The following is a 20,658-nucleotide window of genomic DNA, read 5'->3' as shown; positions in this document are numbered from 1 at the left end:
GGCCATGTCGATCCTCTACACTTCGTTTCCGTTCGCTGCCGTCACTATTCCCCAGCCCCCACCCGCACACAACATCGGAATCCCCGCCATGCCCTATGAAGCGATCGAATACGAGGTCCGCGACGAAATCGCCACGGTCACCCTCAACCGCCCGGAGGCGCGCAACGCGCTGGACATCCGGATGCGCGAGGAACTGGCCGATGCGGTCATGGTCATGCGCAACGATCCGGCGCTGAAGGCGGCCATCATTACCGGCGCTGGCGGCGCCTTCTGCGCCGGCGGCGACATCAAGGGCATGACCAGTCAGCGCAGCAATGTTCAGAACGCGCGCAAGCGGATCCAGAACATCCATGTCTGGCTGCCGGAACTGGTCAACCTGGAACTGCCGGTGATCGCCGCGGTCGACGGACCGGCCTTCGGCGCGGGGCTGAACCTGGCGCTGGCGGCGGATTTCGTGCTGGCGACGCCGCGCACCCGGTTCTGCGCCGTGTTCGGGCGGATCGGGCTGGTGCCGGATGCGGGCGGGTTCTTCCTGCTGCCGCGCATCGTCGGGCTGCAGGCGGCGAAGGACCTGATCTTCACCGCCCGCACCTTCGACGCCGCCGAAGCGAAGGAGCTGGGCATCGTGAAGGAAATCCACGAATCCGCCGACCTGATGGCCCGCGCGACGGCTTTCGCCGGCCGCTTCCGGCACGCCTCGCGCGAGGCCATCGGCATGTCCAAGAATATCCTCAACAACGCCTTCCACATGGACCAGAAGGCGCTGGGCGAACTGGAATCATACGCGCAGGGCGTGGCGATGCATTCCGACTATCACAAGGAGGCGACGCGGCGCTTCATCGCCAAGGAACCGCTGCCCTTCGACTGGAACCAGCTGGACAGGAAGGGCGGCGGCGAATGACCCGGCACGCCGAACCGATGGATCAGCGGCAGGGATAGGCGTCATAGAGCGACAGGACGACCAGATAGGCGAAATTGTCATCGGCGTTGGCCAGGTCCGGATGTTCGCGCTGTACGGCGCCGATAATGTTGCGGATCAGCCCGATATCGATTTCATGATCCTTGGGCCAGCAGATCGGGAAGGTCTCGCTGACCTTGCTGTAGAAGCGCAGCGCGTCGCGGACCCCCGCCAGATAGCCGTCCCGCAATCCGGATGCGCGGGGGTCGTTCTGCGCGGCGCGGCTTTCGATATCCCGCCAGGCGCCGAGATCGAAATTCTCCTCGGCGGCCAGCGGCAGCGACAGGATCGCCGCGATGGCGGAACAGGCAAGTCCGCGAAGCAGGCGTCGGCGCATGTCATGTACTCCCTGACGCGCTGGCTTCCGGACACAACGAAGCAACGCGCGAATATTTCCACACTCGCGCGATACTAAACGATTTGCAGGCGGTTTTGGCTAGGTGCGCGACCGGCAGGACGCGCAGAGCCGGTTTCCCCAGCCTTCGCTGGTGAAGTTGCCACGGCAATTCAGGCAGGTCCGCTTCTTCGGGCGGTCGTCTTCGGACCGATAGCTGTAGTCAGCTTCCGGCTTTTTCGTATTGTTGCTCATCTCATATCCTAATTAGCGCGTAAAATTACTTTTTTAAAATCTTGGGTACCGTCAGAAGGACAGCTTTATATACGAGTTATGGAATTTGTGTGAGAATTATTTTGTGCAGCGCAGCATTGCGGGAGGCGCATGGCAGGGATAAGCGCCATTTTCGCTGCGGGTCCGTGCGCTTATGGTTATGGTGCGATAGAGTAGGCGGGGGCGGGGGATTATCGAATCGACCGCCGCGCATGAACAGCGACAACTTTGGACGGGGAGCATAATGGCAACGGAAATCGGATTTATCGGCGTCGGCAACATGGGTGGCCCGATGGTGAACAACCTGCTGGCGGGCGGCTACGCGGTGAGGGTCTATGACCCGAACAAGGCCGCGGTCGATGCCTGCGTGGCCAAGGGCGCGACGACCGCGTCTTCGCCCAAGGACCTGGCCGACAAGGTCGAAACGGTTCTGGTCTGCCTGCCGACGCCGGCCATCGTCCAGGCGGTTGCGCTGGGTGAAAACGGGCTCAGCAAAGGCAGCATGATCAAGACCTATATCGACCTGTCGACGACCGGTCCGCGCACGTCGATCCCGGTTGCCGAGGCGCTGGCCGAAGCGGGCATCGTCGCGCTGGATGCCCCGGTCAGCGGCGGCGTGATCGGTGCAGTCGCGGGAACGCTGGCGGTCATGGTGTCGGGGCCGCATAACGAGCACGGCCACCATCGCCCGATGCTGGAGAAGATCGGCAAGAACGTCTTTTATGTCGGCGCCAAGATCGGCATGGGCCAGACGATGAAGCTGCTGAACAACCTGCTGTCCGGCACCGCGCTGGCGGTGACGGCGGAGGCGGTGACCCTGGGCATCAAGGCCGGGCTCGACCCGAAGCTGATGATCGATATTTTCAACGCCAGCAGCGGCCGCAACACCGCGACCGAAACAAAATTTCCCAATTCGGTGCTGACGCGGAAATTTAACGGCGGCTTCGGCACGGGCCTGATGTTCAAGGACATCCGGCTGTGCCTGGAGGAAGCCGAGGCGCAGGGCGTCACCATGTTTGTCGGCAGCGGCGCGCGGCAGGCCTGGTCCTTCGCGATGGCGCAGGGGTCGGCGACGGAAGATTCCACCCAGATCATGGAGCATTACGAAGCGCTGGCTTCGGTGGAATGGCCGAAAGGCGGTTCCTGATCCGGTCCCGTCTCCTGCTCCGCCCTGTTCGGGTGGAGCGGATCGGGGTGAGGGGGCTTACGCTTTAACTGGTCGCGGCCGAAGGGGGACGCTTGACCAGCGCCCAGGTATTCGGCACCTCGCCGATCGGCACCTCGATCAGCACCGGCCCGCTGCCGGCAAAGGCGTCCTCCAGCGCCGCCTGTAACGCTGCCGGTGTTTCGGCCTTCACGCCCTTCATGCCGAAGGTGCCGGCCAGCGCCACGAAATCCGGATTGTGCAGGTCGACCGCGATATGCCGGCCGCCGAAATGCTCCTTCTGGAAGCGTTTCACATTGCCGAAGGTGTTGTCGTTGAAGACGATGGTGACGAGGTCGATGCCGTGCGCCATGGCGGTGGACAGTTCCTGCACGTTGTACATGAAGCCGCCATCGCCGGAGACGCAGACGACCTTTTTGTCCGGGCAGCCGACCTTCGCCCCCAGCGCGGTGGCGAAGCCGTAGCCGAGCGTGCCCTGGTAGCTGGGCGTGATCAGGGTGCGCGGATGGTAGACCGGCATCCAGTTCTGCAGGAAGGTCGCCATCTGGGTCACATCGGTGACGACGATGCCGTCCTCGGGCAGGGCGTCGCGGATCGCCCGGGCGAAGCCGTATTGCGGTTCAAGGCCGGAGAGCTTTTCCTGCGCGGCGGCGCGGTTGGCGGCGTATTCGTCCAATCGCGAGGGGCGGACGCGGCCCATCGCCGCGATCCGGTCGGCCAGCGCCTTGAGGCCGGCGGACGCGCGGGCGACCACGGTGACATCGGCGGCGCGGGGTTTCTGCGCCTGTTCGGCGTCGATATCCAGCCGGATCGTTTTCACCTCGTCCATCCGGCCCCAGGCCATACTGGGCGCGACAAACCGCGTGCCGATGGCGATGGCCGCGTCGACATTGGGCCATAATTCCTGGCCGGCGATCATGGTCTGGGCCAGCGGGTGGTGGTCGCTGATCGCGCCGCGCCCGGTGCGGCTCATGATGACCGGGGCCTGCAGCAGTTCGGCGAGGCGCAGCAGTTCGGCTTCCGCGCCGAAGACGCCGCTGCCGACGAAGATGGCGGGCGTGCCGGCGGCGTTCAGGATGGCGGCGGCTTCGTTGAGCGCGGCCTCGTCCAGCGGCGGGTCGATCGCATAGTCTTCGGCGGGCAGCAGGGTCACGTTCTCCGCCTTGCCCATGATGTCCGGCGCCATCTCGAACACCGCCGGCTGGTGGCGGGTTTCCAGCATTTGCGAGAACGCCTCGCGCATCACGCCCGGCGCCTCGCCGGCGCTGTCGGCGCGGCCGACCCATTTGACCACGCCGCGCATCGCGGCGGACTGGTCGCGGATTTCATGGGTCATGCCGATTCCCAGCCCGATCTGGGTCGAGGGGATCTGCCCCGCGAGGCACAGCACCGGCACGTTGGACGCCGCCGCCGTGGACAGCGCCGCGCCCGTGTTCAGCAGGCCGGGTCCGGGACCGGTGATGCACACCCCGACCCTGCCGCTGGCCTGGGCATAGCCCAGCGCCATATAGGCGGCGCCCTGTTCGTGCCGCGTGTGGATCAGGCGGACCTTGTTGCGCGCCTCGTAGAGCGCATCGAAGGTGTTGTCGAGCTGCACCCCCGGCAGGCCGAAAACCGTATCGACCCCATGCTCGGTCAGCGTCCCCACGATAGCCTGTCCGCCCGTCATTTTCGGCACTGTGCGTTTCCTTCCGGTTTTGTTGTTACTGGTCGTCGCTGTTGGTCAGCCGGTCGATAATATCGTCGAGCTTCCGCGACTGGTGAATGAAATCGAGTACGATCAGCGTGTCCGCCGTTTCGCGGTATACGATGAAATGGCCGCCTTCGCGAAAGTATTTCAGCCCGATGTCCGACCGGCCGGGTGAGATCAGCAGGCCGCAGGACCGGCCGGCCGGCGGTTCCCCGGCAGCCAGCGCGTGCAGCCGGGCGATCAGGCTGTCCCTGTATCGTTCGGCGATGGAATCGCCCCAATGTTCGATGGAATACAGGAAAATATCGGCCAGTTGCGCTTGGGCGCGGCGCGTGACGCGGATCGACTTCACGTCGCGGCGCGCCGCCTTGCGTACTCCAGCGCGGTGTCGAAAATATCCTCGACCGACCCCTCGGCGAACGCGCCGCGCTCCGCCTGCGCCAGACTTTCCAGAATGCCAGCGCGGATTTCTTCGAGTTCCGCATCCTGCCGGGATATCGTGGCTTCGAGCATCCGCAACCCGTCGCGCAGCACCTCGCTGGCATTCTGGTAGCGGCCATCCCTGACGAGCGCGTCAATCAGGGCTTCCTGTCGGTCTGTCAAAACGATGTTGCGGGTCGGCATCGAAAATTCCCGGTTGTTCGTCGTTACCCTAGCAATTATGGCATATTATGCCAATAATTTTGTCCCCGTGGTCAGTTCACGGTACAAGGCAAGCGTCTGCGCGACCACGATGGCTTCGGCGAATTCGGTTTCGGCGGCGTGGCGGGCGGCATTGCCGAATCGGCGGCGCATGCCGGCATCCGTGGCCAACAGTTCCAGCGCATCGGCGAGCGGATCGATACCGCGCGGCGGGACCAGCAGCCCGGTTTCGCCGTCTCGGCAGACCTCGCGGCAGCCGGGTACGTCGGTGGCGACCATGGGCAGCCCCGCCGCCGCCGCCTCGAGCAGCGATTTCGGCAGCCCCTCGCGATAGGACGGCAGCACCGCGATATGGGCCTTTGCGTACTCCCCCGCGATGTCGCGGCTGGGGCCCGCGACCTCGACCGCGCCCTCGGTTGCCCATGCATCCAGCGTGGCCTGCGGGATGGCGGCGGGGTTGTCGTCGCCGGGGCCGACCAGCCGGATGCGGATCGCGACGCCGCGTTCTTTCAGCAACCGCGCGGCCGCGACCAGTTCGCCGATGCCCTTGTCCCAAAGCATCCGCGACACGCAAACGGCGACCGGCGGGCCGGGCGGTTCCTGGGGCTGCGGACGGAAGCTGTCGATATCGACGCCGGAGCCGCGGATCACGGTGATACGGTGAGGCGCGACGCCGATGCGGCCGGCGAACAGCGCCCGGTCATCCGGATTCTGCACGATAACGCGGCTGGCGGAGCGGTTCAGCAGGAAGCGGAACAGTTCTGCGATCACCGGCCGCAGCAGCCGCGCCAACAGCCCGTTGGAAATGAACACGAAGCCCATCCCGGCGAAGGCGTTGACGGTGGCGGGCAGGCCGGTCCACCAGGCGGCGATGCTGCCATACAGCGCCGGTTTCAGCGCCACGTGATGCACCACGTCCGGGCGCTCGCGCCGGTACAGGCGGACCAGCGATATCAGCGTGCCCAGGTCCCGCAGCGGGTTGCGGCCGCTGCGGGACAGTTCGACGGGGACCAGCCGGAAGCCCTCCGCTTCGATATCGGCGCCCCGGCCGCGCACCCGCGTCGCCACCGCGACCTCGGCGCCCGCATCCCGCGCCGCCCTTGCGATGGGCAGGCGGTGAGAGAGGAAGTACCAGTCCTCGCTGACCAGGAAGAGAATCTTCTTTCCGGTCAGGTCCGCCGTGTCATCCGCATCGCTCATGCGCTCATGCCGTCGGCCCAGCGCGCGGCCCAGTCCTGCGCCATGCAGACGCCCCAGATCGCCTGCCAGTGATTGCCGCGTCCGGCCAGGTGATCGTCCCAGGCGTTGCGGACGAGTTTCGCGTCGAACCAGCCTTCCTCACGCAGCCGGCGTTCGTCCAGCAGATCCTCCGCCCAGTCGCGTAGCGGGCCGCGCAGCCAGGCGCCGACGGGCACGGCGAATCCGGCCTTGGGCCGCTCGACGATCTCGCGCGGGACATGGCGGTACAGCACCTGACGCAGCAGCCATTTGCCCTGCCCGTCGCGCAGCCGCATGTGCCGCGGCAGCGACCAGGCGAATTCGACGAGCCGGTGGTCCAGCAGCGGCACCCGCGCCTCGAGGCTGACCGACATGCTGGCCCGGTCGACCTTGTGCAATATGTCGTCCGGCAGATAGGTCATGCTGTCGAGGAAGGCCATGCGCTCGGAGAAATCCGGGATCGCTTGTGCGGCTTCCCATGCCGCGGATGTCTGTTCGCGCCCGCCCGTCACCAGCGCGTCCGGATCGGTCCAGTGGCTGACCAGACCGCGATAGGCGGCATCGGAATTTCCGGCGCGCAGCAGGCCCGCCAGCTTGTGCATCTTGTCGCCGGGCAGGCCGGGCCGGCGCGACGCGGGCAGCAGGTTCGCCATGCCGTCCCAGGCCCCGGTCGGCACGGATTGCAGGGCGCAGGCGGCCAGTTTGCGCAGCGGGCCGGGCAGGGCGCGGCTGCGCCGCCAGGCCGAAGCCGCCGTCCGGTAGCGGTTATAGCCGAGGAAAACCTCGTCGCCGCCATCGCCGCTCAGCGCGACCGTGACATGCCGCTGCGCGATCTGGGAGACCAGCCGGGTCGGCAGGGCGGAGGAATCCGCGAAGGGTTCGTCATACCAGTCGGCCAGCCGGGGCACGAGGTCCCGCGCCCGGTCCGGCGACAGCATGACTTCCGTATGGTCGGTGCCGAGATGTTTCGCCACCGCGCTTGCATGGGCGGATTCATCGAATCCGGCTTCGTCGAAGCCGATGGTGAAGGTCTTTACCGGCCGGTCGCTCGCCTGCTGCATCAGGGCCACGACGCTGGCGGAATCGACCCCGCCCGACAGCAGCGCGCCCAGCGGCACATCGGCGACCATCCGCATCGACACCGCCTCGCGCAGCAGCGTCTCGGCTTCGGCAATGGCGTCGCCGTCCGAGATGTCCCGCTTCGGCCGGGCGGCGATCCCGGCGAGGTCCCAGTAGCGGCTGATTTCCGGTTCGCCCCCGGCGCGGAAGGACAGCAGCGTGCCCGCTTCCAGCTTGCGGATGCCCCGGTAGATGGTCCGGGGTGCGGGGACATAGTTGAACCGGGCGTAGGATGCCAGCGCATCGCGGTCCAGCACCGGTCGCCAGCCGGATTTCGCGCGCAGCGCCTTCAGTTCCGAGCCGAACAGGAACAGCCCGTCGACCAGCCCGTAATACAGCGGCTTGATGCCCAGCCGGTCGCGGCCGAGCCAGATCCGCCTTTCCGCCCGGTCCCACAGTGCGAAGGCGAACATGCCGACCACCCGCTTCACCGTTGCCGGGACGCCCCACAGCGCGAAGCCTTCCAGCAGCACCTCCGTATCGGAACCGCCGCGAAAGTTTATCCCGGTCGCTTCCAGTTCGCGCCGCAGGGCCGGGAAATTATAGGCCTCGCCATTATACACGATGACAAAGCGGCCATTGGCGGAGACCATCGGCTGGCTGCCCGTATCGGTCACGTCGATGATCGCCAGGCGCCGGAAGGCGAAGGCGACCCCGGCTTCGTCATCGCGCCACAAGCCGTCGCTGTCGGGCCCGCGATGCACCATGGCCGATGCCATGGCGCGCGCCTCGCTGTCCAGCACGCCGCCGCCGGTCTGGCCCTTCAGGTCGATAAAACCGGCAATGCCGCACATGGAAACTCCGCTGCCGCCGGGCAGGGGGGAAGGCGGCGGCGTTCGTCGCATACTAGATCAGATCATGGTTGGTTGGAATCGCCTTTGGCGATCCGCAACAACCATTTGAAGGTGCTATAGCGGGGCGGGGGAAGGCGGGAAAGCGCTGGAGATCGCCGGCGAAAAAACAGACTTTACCTTGCAGGGCTATCACAACGGGTCGGCGCCCCTGTACCGCGGGTTGCTTCCTTTGACGGCACAAGAAGCGCCATGTTACTGAATCGGTGCGCGAAAATGTCGCAGGCGGGGAATTTTCCCGAACGGCGGTCTCTCAAACATAAGGATAAAAATGAATATGCGTATTTACGGTAAAATGACTCTGGGCTCGGTTCTCGCCATGGCCGTGATTGCGGCAGGGATAGGCGCAGCAACCGAAGCCGGTGCAGAAACAATCTGGAACTTCAACGTCTTCGGCGGCAAGCGTGCGATGACCAAGGGCATGGAAGTCATCCAGGAAGACCTCGGCAAGGCCGGCGCCGGCACGTTTGAAATGAAGATCCATTATGCCTCGGCGCTTGGCCCAGAAAAGCAGATTCCCGAAAACGTCAAGATTGGCGCGTACGAAGCAGGCGCACATTGCGTCGGATATTACCCGAACAAGTATCCGCTACTTTCAGTAATGGAACTGCCATTCCTCGCGCCGCGTGATACGGAGGCCAGCGCCAAGGTTCAGAAGGCGGTAATGGCGCATCCGCTGATCGTCGCCGAATTGAAGGACCGCTGGAACTCCATGTATCTCGGACCTCAATTCCTTCCCGGTTACGAATTCATGGGCAACAGGCGAATCGAAACCACGGCCGACATGAAGGGCGTGAAAATGCGTATTTCAGGCCTGAACGCACAGGCGTTGCAGGTGTTCGGCGCCGTACCGACAATGGTGACCGCTCCCGAAGGCTATACGGCGCTGGATCGCGGGACGATCGACAGTTTCGGCTTCCCCTATTCCTATGCGTTCGGTTCCTACAAGATGTATGAAGTTTCCAAATACGTGACCGAAGGCTTGGGTATGAGCGGTTTTATGTGCTTCCAGGGGGTCAGCATCGACGCCTGGAACAAGGCGCCCGAAGCGGTCCGCAATGCCCTGCCGGCAGCGCAGGAACGCGGCGAGCAGGAAATGCTCAAGGCCTATGCGGAAGCGGACGAGAAATGGATCCCGATCTTCAAAGAGCGGCTCGAAGTCGTGACGATCAAGCCGGAAGTCCGGGCGGAAATCGCCAGGGGCTCGGAGAAGATCTGGGAACAGTGGGTCGCCGACCAGGAAGAAAAGGGTCGTCCCGGCCGTGAAATGCTGGATTTCGTGAAGGGCCTCGTGGCCAATTACGAAAAATAATCCGCAAACCGCATTGCCGTACCCTCCAATAGGGGCTGGCGGTTCGAAACATCGCGCAAGACCGGTCGCCGCAATCCCTTCGGGGCGTGCGGCGGCCGACTCGCCAGAAGCCGTTCCAGCACTTCACGATCTGATTTATTTTCGGGTCGGGCGCCTCAACCGGCGTACACGCGACACTTGATTTATCCGGGAAAGGAACAATGCCATGCCGTTCTACGAAAAGGGACCCGTCCGAATCCACTATGAAGAAGTTGGCGCAGGCTATCCGCTGCTGCTCATCCCCGGCGGCGGGTTGAATGCGACCATCGGAAATTTTACCGGGGACCACACCCTGGTCGCGCCCTTCAACCCGCTGGTGGAGTTTTCCGGCGAATACCGCTGTATCACGCTGGACCAGCGCAACGCCAATGGCGGCGAGTCGACCGGTCCGGTGGATGCAGAGCGGAACTGGGACGCCTTTACCGACGATCACCTCGGCCTGATGGACCATTTGGGGATCGAGAAATTCATGGTGATGGGATTCTGCATCGGCGGCCCGCTGATCTGGAACCTGCTGCGCCGGGCGTCGGAACGGGTCGACGCCGCCGTGCTGGTGCAGCCCAGCGGCTTCCGTCCGGAAATACCGGACCTGTTTTACCAGAACAATATCGCGGATTGGGGGCCGGCGCTTTGTGCCAGCCGGCCGGATGTCACGATGGACATGATCGAACCGTTTCTCAACAACATGTACCGCGCCCGGGCCGATTTCGTTTTTACGGTCGACCGGAAATTCGTGCGTAATTGCGAGACGCCGATTCTGATCCTGCCGGACGACATTCCGGCGCACCCCTATGCGATGGCCATGGAAACCGCGCTGCTGGCGCCGAATGCCGAGAGCAGCCTCTACCCCTGGAAGGACGCGCCGCAGCGAACGCGGCTTGCCCTGCGCCATGTGCACACATTCCTGCGGGCGAACTGTCCGGCGGGGTAGCGCCGGAGGGATTGAAGGGCGGCGTCCGGCCCGCTTTTGCGATAGGCGGTTCCAGTGTAGCCTGGCTCCCCTGAAACACGATCTGATCTAAAGGCTGATGCGGGCAGGATGTACGCAGTCGAGCCGCAGCCGTATAGTTTCGGGAGTATTCTGCGAGGGGCGCGTTGCCCGAGTGGCTGGTGGAGGAGACAGAAGATGCCGATGCAGTCGATTTATGAGGCGCCGCGTCCGGCGGCGCGCGCCGGTGAAACGGTGGTGACGAGCACCTGCGGCCACAATTGCGGCGGCCGCTGCGTGGTGAATGCTCATGTGGTCGACGACAGGATTGTCAGGATCTCCACCGACAAGCGGGCCTGGAACCCGGAGTTGCCGCCGTTGCCCGCCTGTGCGCGCGGCGTTGGGCAGATCGAGCGCACCTACCATCCGGATCGCCTGAAATACCCCATGCGCCGGGTCGGACCGCGCGGCGCCGGTCAGTTCGAACGGATTTCCTGGGATGAGGCGCTGGACGAAATCGCGGCGCAGCTTCTGCGCGTGCGGGAAAAATACGGTAACGCGGCGATCCTCGACGGTTCGCGCTCCGGCAACACCGCCGCGCTGCACAGCCGGGCCGCCCTGGCGCGCTTCCTCAACCTGTTCGGCGGGTCCAGCGGGCTGTGGTCGAACATGTCCTGCGAGGCGGAGATATTCGCCATCCGCCAGACCTACGGCACCGATGTGGGCTACAAGGCCGCGGGGCGCGAGCCGACCGATTACGTCAATTCGAAGCTGATCCTGATGTGGGGCTGGTCCCCCGCCGACGGCACCTTCGGCACCGGCACGCCGCAATACCTGAAGCATGCGAAGGAAAAGGGCGTGCGGATCGTCTGCATCGACCCGCGCCGCCACCGCTCCAGCCGCATGCTGGCGGACGAGCATATCTTCATCCGCCCCTCGACCGACGCGGCCGCGCTGATCGCCATGGCCTATGTGATCGTGAGCGAAGGGCTGCACGATCAGGCGTACCTGGACCGCTACGTACAGGGCTTCGACGAGGCGACTTTGCCGGAAGGGGCGCCGAAGGGAGGTTCCTACCGCGCCTATCTGACGGGCGCGGCGGACGGTATCGCGAAGACGCCGGAATGGGCGTCGGAGATCACCGGCATCCCGGCGGAGACGATCCGCCGCCTTGCCGTCGAATTCGGCGCCGCCAAGCCGGCGGCGATACAGTGCGGCTACGCGCCGGGGCGCACACTGCACGGCGAACAGTTCCACCGCGCCGCCTATGCGCTGGCGGCGATAACCGGCAATGTAGGCATCGTCGGCGGCAATTCCGGGGTCAGCAACGGCGCCACCGGGCGGGCGGGGATCAAGTCGCTGCCGTCGGGGAAAAACCCCATAGACTCGCAGGTCGCGACGCCGTTGCTCGCGGATTTCCTGGAGAAGGGGACGGCCGGCGGTTACCCGGCGGATATCAAGCTGATCTATGCCATGTGCGGCGACATCTTCAACCAGTGCCCGAACGCCCCGAAAATCGCCAGGGCTTTGGAGAATGTGGAATTCATCGTCGGTCAGGACCATTTCCTGACGCCGACGACGCGTCATGCGGATATCGTCCTGCCGGCCACGACCTTCTGGGAACGCAACGACATCCAGACTCCCTGGGCGGGCGCGGGGCATTACGCCATCTTCATGCGCCAGGCTATCGAGCCGATGCATGAATGCCGAAACGACATGGACATCCTGGCGGACCTTGCCGCGCGAGTCGGCATCGAGGGCTTCGCGGAGAAAGGCGAAATGGACTGGCTGCGTGACTTCACCAGAGATGCGGTCGACGATTTCGACAGCTTCGTGAAAGAGGGCGTGGTGCGGTTTCCGGCGCCGGAGGATGCCGTCGCCTTCGCAAAGCAGATACGCGACCCGGAAAACCATAAATTCGCCACGCCTTCCGGGAAGATCGAGATCTATTCGACGCGTCTCGGCGAGAATCCCGACCCCTTCGGCCTCGGCGCGATTTCCGCCATCCCGACCTGGGTGCCTCATATCGACACCAGCGCGGAATACCCGCTCAGCCTGCTCAGTTCCAAGTCGCGGGCGCGCACCCATTCGATCCACGGCAATCAGGAAAAGCTGAACCGGGTCGATCCCGACGACATCTGGATGCATCCGGCGGACGCCGCCGCGCGCGGTATCCAGGACGGCCAGCCGGTAAAGGTGTTTAGCGGCTACGGCGCCACGATCATGCCGGTGCGGGTGACGGAGGATATCGCCAATGGCTGCGTGTCGATGAAGGAAGGGCGCTGGTATGCGCCCGACGCGGACGGTATCGACCGGGAGGGCGCGGCTAATTCGATCACCGGCGACATCACCGCGGCCTGCGGGGCGACGACCTACAATACCGCCTTCGTCGAAGTGCGCCCGGTCAATCCCGGACCAAACATATAGGGGTCCGCAGGGCGAATTATATGCGGTATGGCTGCAAGCCGGCTATTCGGCCTTCATGATGCTGACAACGACCGGGTTGTCGGTCGGTCCCCTGATTTCGTACACCGCCATCGGAAATTCCGCCGCGAGGGCGATTTTGGACTGGCAGGTCGATGACATGGTCACCGTGAACGTGCTTACCGCGAATTCGCCGATCGCGACCGGCATGTCGAAGCTGTACGAATCAGAGGCTTCCCGTTCGATAAAGTAATCGTATTTTCCGCTCTCGCCGCCGGGCGTGGCGCCGAATTTCCGAATGGTACGGGCATAGCGGTCCGCGTAGACCGGCCGGAAGTCGGGATCATCCCGGCGCCGGACGATCATGCCGTCGACGACATTGGTGACATTCCCGACATAGATCGTTTCGCCTGTCCCGGCCCGCTCATATTTGCGCCACTGGATTGTCGCCCAGACCTGCGCCTGACAGCTTGTACCGATCCTGGGCACGGAGACGGATCCGTGAACGGTCCTGTTCGAACCGTAACCGCCGGCAAGCCCCATGATCTTGATGGCGAAGGAAGCCTTGTTTCCTTGTGTGGAACTGGCGGTAAGATCGAAAACCCAGCCGTTCGGCACCTCTATGTCGAAGACCGGTACGCCGATTTCCTGCGTGATGACGCCGCCGGTGGCGACGAAACCCTGGAACAGGAGGCAGAACTGGGCGATCCGCCCTGAATTGAGAATGATGCCGTCCTCTTCCGAGAAATATTCCCGGACCGTTTCCTCGCCGTTTTGAAGCTGCCGGGCAAGCTGCCGCAGCATGTATGAGACATAATCCGGATTGCTTTCGCACAACCGCCTGAGATGATCGGCGTCCGGCGTGTCGAGCAGGAACGGCGCTATCGCGGGAAGGCCGCTTTGATTGGGGTCGAAGTCTTGCGAATACACGGCTTTCCCGTTCAAGGGGGTCGCCCTTGACGAAAACACGTCAGCAGGTGATTGCAGTTCGTTTTCCATTGCGGAAGCTCCTGACCAAGAGTGTCCTGCGAAATGGGTGGTTAACGACCGTCAGGAATACGAAGTTACACCGGGTGTTAGAAAGTGCAAAGTCCCGTATCGGCCTGTTCCTGACCAAGGAATCCTCGCGCGCCATCGCACCATCGCTGATACGGCCGGAAAATCGGAGCAAGGGGCTCACGAAATCTATATTTGAGGTATTGCTGCCAGTCCAGAGCAGGCGTCAGGGGAACCCGCCCTATTTGACGCAGTCGATGCGATCTCTGCTGTGGCGCTGCCGGTATCAGCCGCCGGACGCCGTATTCGGCGCGTTCATGCCTTCCACCACTATCGACGCGCACTCTTCCGCAACGTCGGAGCGGTATTTTTCGCTCACGTTATCGACCCAGCCGGCCTTGACGACAAAGTCGTCACGCTGCCAGTTGTTTTCCTCCTTCAGGAGCAGAAGTTGTTCCGGCTCCTGCTCCGTCCTGGCGACGCAGAGTGGCGTGAATGCCTTGACGATAGCCGCCTCCGCGCTTGCCGACTCCATCTCTCCGACCGTTCCGCCGGTTACCCAGCCGCCCCAGGCGAATCCGATAACAATCGCGGCGACCGCGCCGCCGACCGCGCCCCATGCCGCAGGTTTCACCGATGCTGGTACGTTCATTGTGAAGCCCTCCACTTTTGGTCCTGACGAAAGCTCAGTGGAAACCATAGTTCGTTCTGAAAAAAAACTCAATGGAGACCATAGTCAATGGACAACGGGGCGCGGTAGCCTCGGAATCTACTTACAGCAATGTGCGTTTTTTCATTCCCGTTATTCATGAGACTGATGATCTGTTTTTCCCTGACGTCGCGGGGATGAATGCATTCGATGTCTTTCATTCCGGGCGCGGCGTCAGATGCCTGGCATCCGGCGCGGCGCGGTGGTCGACCGCCCGCAGGGTGATCGCGTTCACCGTATACGCGCCCATCAGCGCCGTCAGTTCCATCAGGCCCTTCTCGCCGTAGCGCGCCCGCACAGCCTCGAAGGTTTCGTCGGTGACGTTCCGGTCCTCCAGCAACTCGCGGCCGTAGCGGATAATCAGCGCCTCGTCGGGTTTCAGCCCGTCCAGCGGCGCGAAGGTATCGATGGTGTGGAAGGCCTCCTCGCGCCCGCCGGCGGCGAGGCCCAGCTTCACATGGGCGGCCCAGATATAGTCCACATCCGCCGCCCGGACCGCGGTACAGACCGCCAGTTCGGTTTCCTCCTGGGTCAGTGAGGTGTGGTAGCGCAGGTGTTCGACGAGATCCGACAGCAGGGCTCCGGTTTTCCCGGCATAGGTCAGGTAGCTGCTCGGCGGCGGCACGGTCGTGCGCGTTGCGTGAATATGACGCATCGCCGCGCGGGTTTCGTCAGAAAACCCCTTGGAATCTGTCGGTATCGGTAAACGCGGCATGGTATGATGCTCCCTGTGAGTCCGGTTCGCCATGCCAGTATACGACAGAGGGCGCGGTGAATGGTGCTCTAATCCGCCTTTTCGACGTGATCGAGCACGGGCCGCAATGACTGCAGCGCGGCGTTCAGTTCCGCTTCCCCATAGGGAATCGGCGGACGGGCGCCCCAGACGGGGCCGGGCCAGGCGTCGTCGGTGCGGAAGCGGGCGACGATGTGGACATGCAGTTGCGGCACCATGTTGCCGAGGGCGGCGACGTTGATCTTGTCCGGCGCATAAAGCGCGACCAGGGCGCGCGACGCGCGGTCGATCTCCGTCATCAGCAGCAATTGATCGTTGGCGTCGAGGCCATGTATTTCGGTCATGCCCGCCCGCGCCGGCACGAGGATCAGCCAAGGATAGCGGCTGTCATTCATCAGCCGCACCCGGCACAGCGGCCAGCGCGCGGCTTCGACCGTGTCGGCGGCCAGCGTTTCATGCAGCGCGAAGTCAGTCATCCCGGGTTACCCTGCTGCGCTACGCGAAGCTGTATTCGTCCTGCCTAGAACGCTTTCCCGGAGCCTTCGCGGAACCGGTTCGACGGCACGAAGCCCGTTATTTCCGGTTTGCGCGGTTCGGGCACCCAGAGCACCCGATCCGGATGCATGCCGGCGCCGTATACGGCGGAAACGGCGGATCGCCGCATGCGGTTCAGCAGGCGCGTATCCGCGACGCCGACCTTCGGGTGGGTGCCGCCGTTGTCGGCGACGATCTTCTCCCAGGCCGCCTTGCGCGCCTTCAGCACCGCCGGGTCGGACAGGGCCGTGCAGTTCAGCTCGTTGGTATTCAGATCGGCGGTGATCTCGTCCCCGTCCTCGACAAAGGCGATGGGTCCGCCCAGGGCGGCTTCTGGCCCCACATGGCCGATCACCAGCCCGACCGAGCCGCCGGAGAAGCGGGAATCGGTCATCAACCCGACGATGATGCCCTTTTCCCGGCAGAGAGTCGTGATGCGCGAGGTGGAGTCGAGCATTTCCGGCATGCCGGGGGCGCCGCTCGGCCCCTCATAACGCATGATGACCATGTCGTGGTTCTCGAATACCTCGGGGGTGTTCTCCAGCGTATCCAGCAGGTCCAGTTCGCTGTCGAAGCAACGGGCCCTGCCGACGAAGACATTGCCTTCCAGCCCGCCCTCGACGCCGGCCAGCTTCAGCACCGCGCTGAAATCCGGCGACAGGTTGCCGCCCAGCAGCCGCAGTCCGCCCGTCGGCTTGTACGGTTTTTCAACGGAGTAGATGACCGTGCCATCGGGCGCCGGCGGGTTCAGCCGCGCCACCTGTTCGGCCAGGCTTTCCCCGGTGCAGGTCATGCAGTTGCCGTTGAGCAGCCCGGCATCCAGCAATTCCCTGACGATCACCTGCACGCCGCCCTTTTCGTCGATATCGACCATCGAGTAATTGCCGAAGGGCCGCGCGTCGACCAGCACCGGCACCACGTTCTGCGACAGATGGTTGAACTCCTCCGCAGACATGATGTCCTTGTAGAAATCGCCGAACCCGGCGGCGCGCGCGATTTCCGGCGCGTGCAGCACGACATTGGTCGAACCGCCGATCGCCAGCGCGACGATCATGGCGTTGCGGATGGAATCGCGGTTGACGATCTTTCTCGGCGACAGGTCCGCTTCGATCATCGCGTTCAGATAGGTCACCAGCTCGCCCGGAAACACTTCCAGCCGGCGCGGATCGTCCGACGGGGGCGACACCATTTCAAGCGGTTGCAGCCCGACGACGCCGATGAAGGTCTGCATCGTGTTGTAGGTGAACATGCCGCTGCAACTGCCATAGCCGGGGCAGGCTTCGCAGGCGATGCGCTTTTTCAATTCCTCGTCATGGCTGCCCGCGACCTGGAAGCCGGACACGATATCCAGCGGTTCGTTGGTTACCGAATCCCGGCCAGGGTGGATGGGGCCGTCCGACATGATGATCGCCGGCCGGTCATGTTCCAGCAGCGCCGCCAGGGTGCCAACGGGGGGCTTGTCGCAGGCGACCACGGCGATGGTGCCTTCCAGGCCGCTGGCGCTCAGATGTTCGCACAGCGTGTCGTTGGTGACCTCGCGCCCGATCAGCGAATAGCGCATCTCCCTGGTGCCGTTGCGCATGCCGTCCGATGTGGCGACCGTGTATTCCGGCTGCACCAGCCGCAGGCGCATCTGGCCGCTGCCGCTGCCGATCCTGTCCCGCAGGCAGTCATGAATGGTCTCGACCTTGCGCTGGACGCCCAGATAGCACTGGGAATCGCCCTTGGTGCCGACCACGCCGACGGAGGGTTCGTGAATGAGTTCGATGTCGGTGCCAAGTTCCCTTGCGATGCCGACCGTCTGCGCATTGCGGCCGGGGTTGTTGTCGAAAAGAACCGTTCTTGAATTACGCACGACTGAATCTCCACGAATATTGTGCCTTAGCCATTGTTGCCGTCTCCGGCGGCGTCATGCCGGCCGGACCCTCGTTTCAGCAGGGATGATCGTATAGCAGGTTGTCCGGGGAATGAATAATGGAGTCCCGAACGCAGCTTGTGCGGTTTGTTGCCGCTGGCCCGTTGCTGTCAGCGCCCCCCGGTTCCCCAGGCGACGGCGTTTCGCAGCAATTTGTTGAAAGCGTCATTTTCCCAGACAGCATGGAACACGGCAGGCATGGCGCCGTCCGGATTGATGCTTGCATCCACCTTCGACGTGCTGCCGTTACGGTCCCTGTGGCAATGGCCCAGCCCGACATAGACTACTTCGCCGCGCCCGACATCGCGGGCATACCCCAGCACGCGCGTCTTGCCGTCGGGCTGTAGCGCCGTATCCTCGTCGAAGATGAAGCCGAAGCCGGGCGGCGAGGGGTCCTTTGCCAGTTCCGTTGTCAGCAGGATGCGGCTGGCCGTCGGATCGGTCAGTTCGATCAGATAGAGCTCATCCTGCACGGTGAAGCGTGCCGGCAGGCCCCGGGTCACGGGATGGTCGCCGGTGACGGCGACATCGAAGGCGCAGATCGGCGGATGATTGAGGAAAAAGCAGCCAAGGGTTTCGTGATGTTTGTCCTTGACCATCTGTTTGACAATGCGGCCGTCACGCTCGGTCTTGACCGCCTTGCCCCCGGAGGTGCCATGCAGGGCGAGCCATTTCCCGCCCTGCTCCAGCCAGTTCTGCAACGCGTCGATTCCGCTACCGACGGGGTAGGGGCCCGCGACATAGGTGACCAGCAGGTCGGTTCCCGGCAGCCAGCGTTCGATATCCTGGAAGTCGTTCGCGGTGGTGACCGTCAGGTTGCCGCCGTTCTTCAACTGCTGCAGAAGCTGAAGGCGGGCGTAATCCATGTCGTGTCCGCCGGGTGAGCCGGGCGGAAATCCCCCGGTGATAAGATGGGCGCGCTGTTTCGTTGTCACGTCTGTTCCTTCGGTTCGCGGGATTACGCCGAATACGGCATTGCCCAGGCGCGGTCGTCATAGCCGGGCGCGAAGGCGTTGTTGGTCTGGGCCGGATTGCGGTTGATCATCGGCCGGCCATAGAGCGGATGGGTCATCGACCGGATTTCGTGCTCGAGTTGATACAGCAGCTTGCCGCTTTTCGGGTCGACGATATCGGTGAAGCGGTACTGGTGCTGGTTGCTTTCCTGGGTAATCAGCCCGCGTTCGGACAGGCTCGCGTGCGGCGCCGAGAAGTTATTGACGTAGAGCTGCAGGTGATGCCCGTCATATTGCGGCAGCTTCCCCTTGGTTTCGCGGAAAACAAGGTATTGGTGGTAACCGACTTCGACTTGCGCGGCCGGCGCCTTCTCGGACTTCCCGACATTGGCGGTGGCGCCGAGGATGTCCCGGTAGAACTGCGCGATGCCCTTTGCGGCGCCGGCCGGAACATCGAACTGGACATAGGGCATGCCCAGCCGGATCGGGCCGAATTTCTTTTCCGGCTGATGGCAGCGGATGCTGTTGCCCCAGGGGCAGGTGACGTCGATATGGCTCTTGGCCGGCTTGAAGGCGAATTTCGTGCCCTTTAGCTCCGGGCGCACCGCCTTCAGGCTGGCGGCGAGGTCTTTCAGGTCGGGCACGACCAGCCCGACCCGCCCGCGCAGCACCTGCGGCTTGCCGATCGGCAGGTGGTACTGGTTGCGGCCGATATTGACCCACATGTTCACCACCCCGGTGACAAGATAGGGATCGCGCGTGAAGCCCATCCCGGTGATGTAGAAAAGCGTCGCCAGCCGCTGGTCCGGCACCGTCAGATTGACATGCTCCAGGCCGACAATATTGGCCAGATCCTCGTCGGCGCGGTTGAATTTCGTTTTCATGGTAGCCTCCCTGACAGCGTAACCGGCGTTTGCGGCAACGCTGCATATTGCGACATGTGCGGCCGGGCCCGCAAGCGGCCGCAATTGCCCTATGACGCCAGCAACAGCGCCACGCCGGCCACGGTTACCGCCACACCGGCGGCAAGGCGTAGCGAGAGGTTCCGGTCGCCCAGCAGGATCCGGTTCAGCAGCAGGGTGAAGATCGGATAGCAGGCGACCAGCGGGGCGACGAGGGTGACCGGGCCGCGGGCGAGGGCGGCGTACAGCGTCAGAACCGCCAGCCCGTTGACGATGCCGACGGCGACGAACCATAAACGCCCCGTCGCGGCGGGGACGAACGCGCCGCCGGTACTGTTGCTGGCAAGCCCCAGCGTCATCATGACGACCGCCGATACCAGGTAGCCCACCGTGACGGCGGCGAACGGGTCGGGCCAGTCTTCCAGCCCCAGCTTGACGACCGGCTGCACCAGCCCGCGTATCAGCGCCGCCGCCAGCGGCAGCAGCACGGCCCAGGCCGGAATACCGGCCGGCCGGCGCTGCCGTCGGGCGAACAGCAGAACGACGCCGAGGCAGATGACGGCGATGCCCGCAAGCTGCCCGGATTCCGGAACCTCGCCCAGCAGCAGGGCGGCGAGGCCGACGGCGAAGAGCGGCGTCATATTGCCCAGCGTCCCGGTCAGGTTCGGCCCGATCAACCGGTTGGCGGCGAAGGTCAGCAGTGTCACCGCGACGGGGAAGAACAGGCCGGCGGCGGCGAACAGGGTGAGGCTGCCCGCGTGCCACTGGCTGAAACTGACGGTCAGCGGTGACAATGCGAGAAATATCGCGGCGGTCACCGGCACGCTGATCCGGGCGCCGTCCATCGGCGCGACCGTGCGCAACCCGTACTGGGTCAGGACCAGCGCGAGCGCAAAGCAGAAGGCGGCGCCGAAGGAAAGCGTGAGGAGCAGGGGATCCATGCGGGCAGGGTACGATGCGATT

General features: G+C 64.0%; 20 protein-coding genes. 5 read left to right on the top strand and 15 right to left on the bottom strand.

Annotated features, from left to right (window positions below; all coding sequences use genetic code 11):
- Positions 1-88: 88 nt before the first annotated feature.
- Positions 89-901, top strand: coding sequence for an enoyl-CoA hydratase/isomerase family protein (locus WD767_13460; protein ID MEX2617098.1), 813 nt, complete (start codon positions 89-91; stop codon positions 899-901).
- A gap of 22 nt (positions 902-923) precedes the next feature.
- Here the strand turns inward: WD767_13460 and WD767_13455 are convergent, their stop codons facing one another.
- Both WD767_13455 and WD767_13450 read right to left on the bottom strand, forming a co-directional pair.
- On the bottom strand, positions 924-1,295 hold the full coding sequence (locus WD767_13455) for a Rap1a/Tai family immunity protein (protein ID MEX2617097.1): 372 nt from the start codon (positions 1,293-1,295) through the stop codon (positions 924-926).
- Positions 1,296-1,394: 99 nt separating this feature from the next.
- Entirely contained in the window at positions 1,395-1,547 is a 153-nt protein-coding gene (locus WD767_13450; GenBank protein ID MEX2617096.1) for a hypothetical protein, read from the bottom strand.
- Positions 1,548-1,809: 262 nt separating this feature from the next.
- Between WD767_13450 and WD767_13445 the strand changes: the two genes are divergently transcribed.
- Positions 1,810-2,712, top strand: coding sequence for an NAD(P)-dependent oxidoreductase (locus WD767_13445; protein MEX2617095.1), 903 nt, complete (start codon positions 1,810-1,812; stop codon positions 2,710-2,712).
- Between the two features lie 64 nt (positions 2,713-2,776).
- Here WD767_13445 and WD767_13440 read toward each other — a convergent pair whose 3' ends face one another.
- From WD767_13440 to asnB, 5 genes are read right to left on the bottom strand one after another with little or no spacing between them, the layout of a single operon-like run.
- Positions 2,777-4,399, bottom strand: a complete 1,623-nt coding sequence (locus WD767_13440) for a thiamine pyrophosphate-dependent enzyme (protein ID MEX2617094.1) — start codon at positions 4,397-4,399, stop codon at positions 2,777-2,779.
- Between the two features lie 34 nt (positions 4,400-4,433).
- A complete protein-coding gene (locus tag WD767_13435) occupies positions 4,434-4,772 on the bottom strand; it encodes a type II toxin-antitoxin system RelE/ParE family toxin (GenBank protein ID MEX2617093.1) in 339 nt (112 codons plus the stop codon).
- Positions 4,769-5,044: a type II toxin-antitoxin system ParD family antitoxin gene (locus tag WD767_13430; protein MEX2617092.1), complete on the bottom strand. Its 276-nt coding sequence runs from the start codon at positions 5,042-5,044 to the stop codon at positions 4,769-4,771. The genes WD767_13435 and WD767_13430 overlap by 4 nt, the downstream gene beginning before the upstream one ends.
- Before the next feature lie 45 nt (positions 5,045-5,089).
- The gene (locus WD767_13425) at positions 5,090-6,262 is read right to left on the bottom strand and encodes a glycosyltransferase family 4 protein (protein MEX2617091.1); all 1,173 of its coding nucleotides are present in this window, start codon (positions 6,260-6,262) and stop codon (positions 5,090-5,092) included.
- Positions 6,259-8,193, bottom strand: a complete 1,935-nt coding sequence (gene asnB, locus WD767_13420; protein MEX2617090.1) for an asparagine synthase (glutamine-hydrolyzing) — start codon at positions 8,191-8,193, stop codon at positions 6,259-6,261. The genes WD767_13425 and asnB overlap by 4 nt, the downstream gene beginning before the upstream one ends.
- Before the next feature lie 334 nt (positions 8,194-8,527).
- On the opposite strand from asnB, the gene dctP reads away from it, so the two are divergent.
- The 3 genes from dctP (at position 8,528) to WD767_13405 (ending at position 12,956) form a co-directional block, all read left to right on the top strand.
- On the top strand, positions 8,528-9,562 hold the full coding sequence (gene dctP, locus WD767_13415; GenBank protein ID MEX2617089.1) for a TRAP transporter substrate-binding protein DctP: 1,035 nt from the start codon (positions 8,528-8,530) through the stop codon (positions 9,560-9,562).
- A gap of 205 nt (positions 9,563-9,767) precedes the next feature.
- Complete coding sequence (locus WD767_13410; GenBank protein MEX2617088.1) at positions 9,768-10,532, top strand: alpha/beta hydrolase; 765 nt, start codon at positions 9,768-9,770, stop codon at positions 10,530-10,532.
- Between the two features lie 201 nt (positions 10,533-10,733).
- The gene (locus WD767_13405) at positions 10,734-12,956 is read left to right on the top strand and encodes a molybdopterin-dependent oxidoreductase (protein ID MEX2617087.1); all 2,223 of its coding nucleotides are present in this window, start codon (positions 10,734-10,736) and stop codon (positions 12,954-12,956) included.
- Positions 12,957-12,998: 42 nt separating this feature from the next.
- On the opposite strand, the gene WD767_13400 is transcribed toward WD767_13405, so the two are convergent.
- From WD767_13400 to WD767_13365, 8 genes are all read right to left on the bottom strand, one after another.
- Complete coding sequence (locus WD767_13400) at positions 12,999-13,883, bottom strand: hypothetical protein (GenBank protein MEX2617086.1); 885 nt, start codon at positions 13,881-13,883, stop codon at positions 12,999-13,001.
- Between the two features lie 352 nt (positions 13,884-14,235).
- Positions 14,236-14,601 carry a hypothetical protein gene (locus tag WD767_13395; protein ID MEX2617085.1) on the bottom strand — a complete coding sequence of 122 codons (366 nt, stop codon included), beginning with the start codon at positions 14,599-14,601 and terminating at the stop codon, positions 14,236-14,238.
- A 214-nt stretch (positions 14,602-14,815) separates the two neighbouring features.
- Positions 14,816-15,373, bottom strand: coding sequence for a hypothetical protein (locus WD767_13390; GenBank protein ID MEX2617084.1), 558 nt, complete (start codon positions 15,371-15,373; stop codon positions 14,816-14,818).
- A gap of 68 nt (positions 15,374-15,441) precedes the next feature.
- Complete coding sequence (locus WD767_13385; GenBank protein ID MEX2617083.1) at positions 15,442-15,867, bottom strand: HIT family protein; 426 nt, start codon at positions 15,865-15,867, stop codon at positions 15,442-15,444.
- A gap of 44 nt (positions 15,868-15,911) precedes the next feature.
- A complete protein-coding gene (locus tag WD767_13380; GenBank protein ID MEX2617082.1) occupies positions 15,912-17,780 on the bottom strand; it encodes a dihydroxy-acid dehydratase in 1,869 nt (622 codons plus the stop codon).
- 170 nt (positions 17,781-17,950) lie between these two features.
- Positions 17,951-18,775, bottom strand: a complete 825-nt coding sequence (locus WD767_13375; GenBank protein MEX2617081.1) for a ThuA domain-containing protein — start codon at positions 18,773-18,775, stop codon at positions 17,951-17,953.
- 23 nt (positions 18,776-18,798) lie between these two features.
- Entirely contained in the window at positions 18,799-19,677 is an 879-nt protein-coding gene (locus WD767_13370) for a hypothetical protein (GenBank protein ID MEX2617080.1), read from the bottom strand.
- Between the two features lie 89 nt (positions 19,678-19,766).
- The gene (locus tag WD767_13365) at positions 19,767-20,636 is read right to left on the bottom strand and encodes a DMT family transporter (protein ID MEX2617079.1); all 870 of its coding nucleotides are present in this window, start codon (positions 20,634-20,636) and stop codon (positions 19,767-19,769) included.
- Positions 20,637-20,658 lie beyond the last annotated feature (22 nt).

It is taken from the genome of Alphaproteobacteria bacterium, assembly GCA_040905865.1.
Classification (GTDB): Bacteria; Pseudomonadota; Alphaproteobacteria; order UBA8366.
Note: the sequence above shows the minus strand (reverse complement) of the source record. Positions and strands in the feature narration are given on the sequence as shown.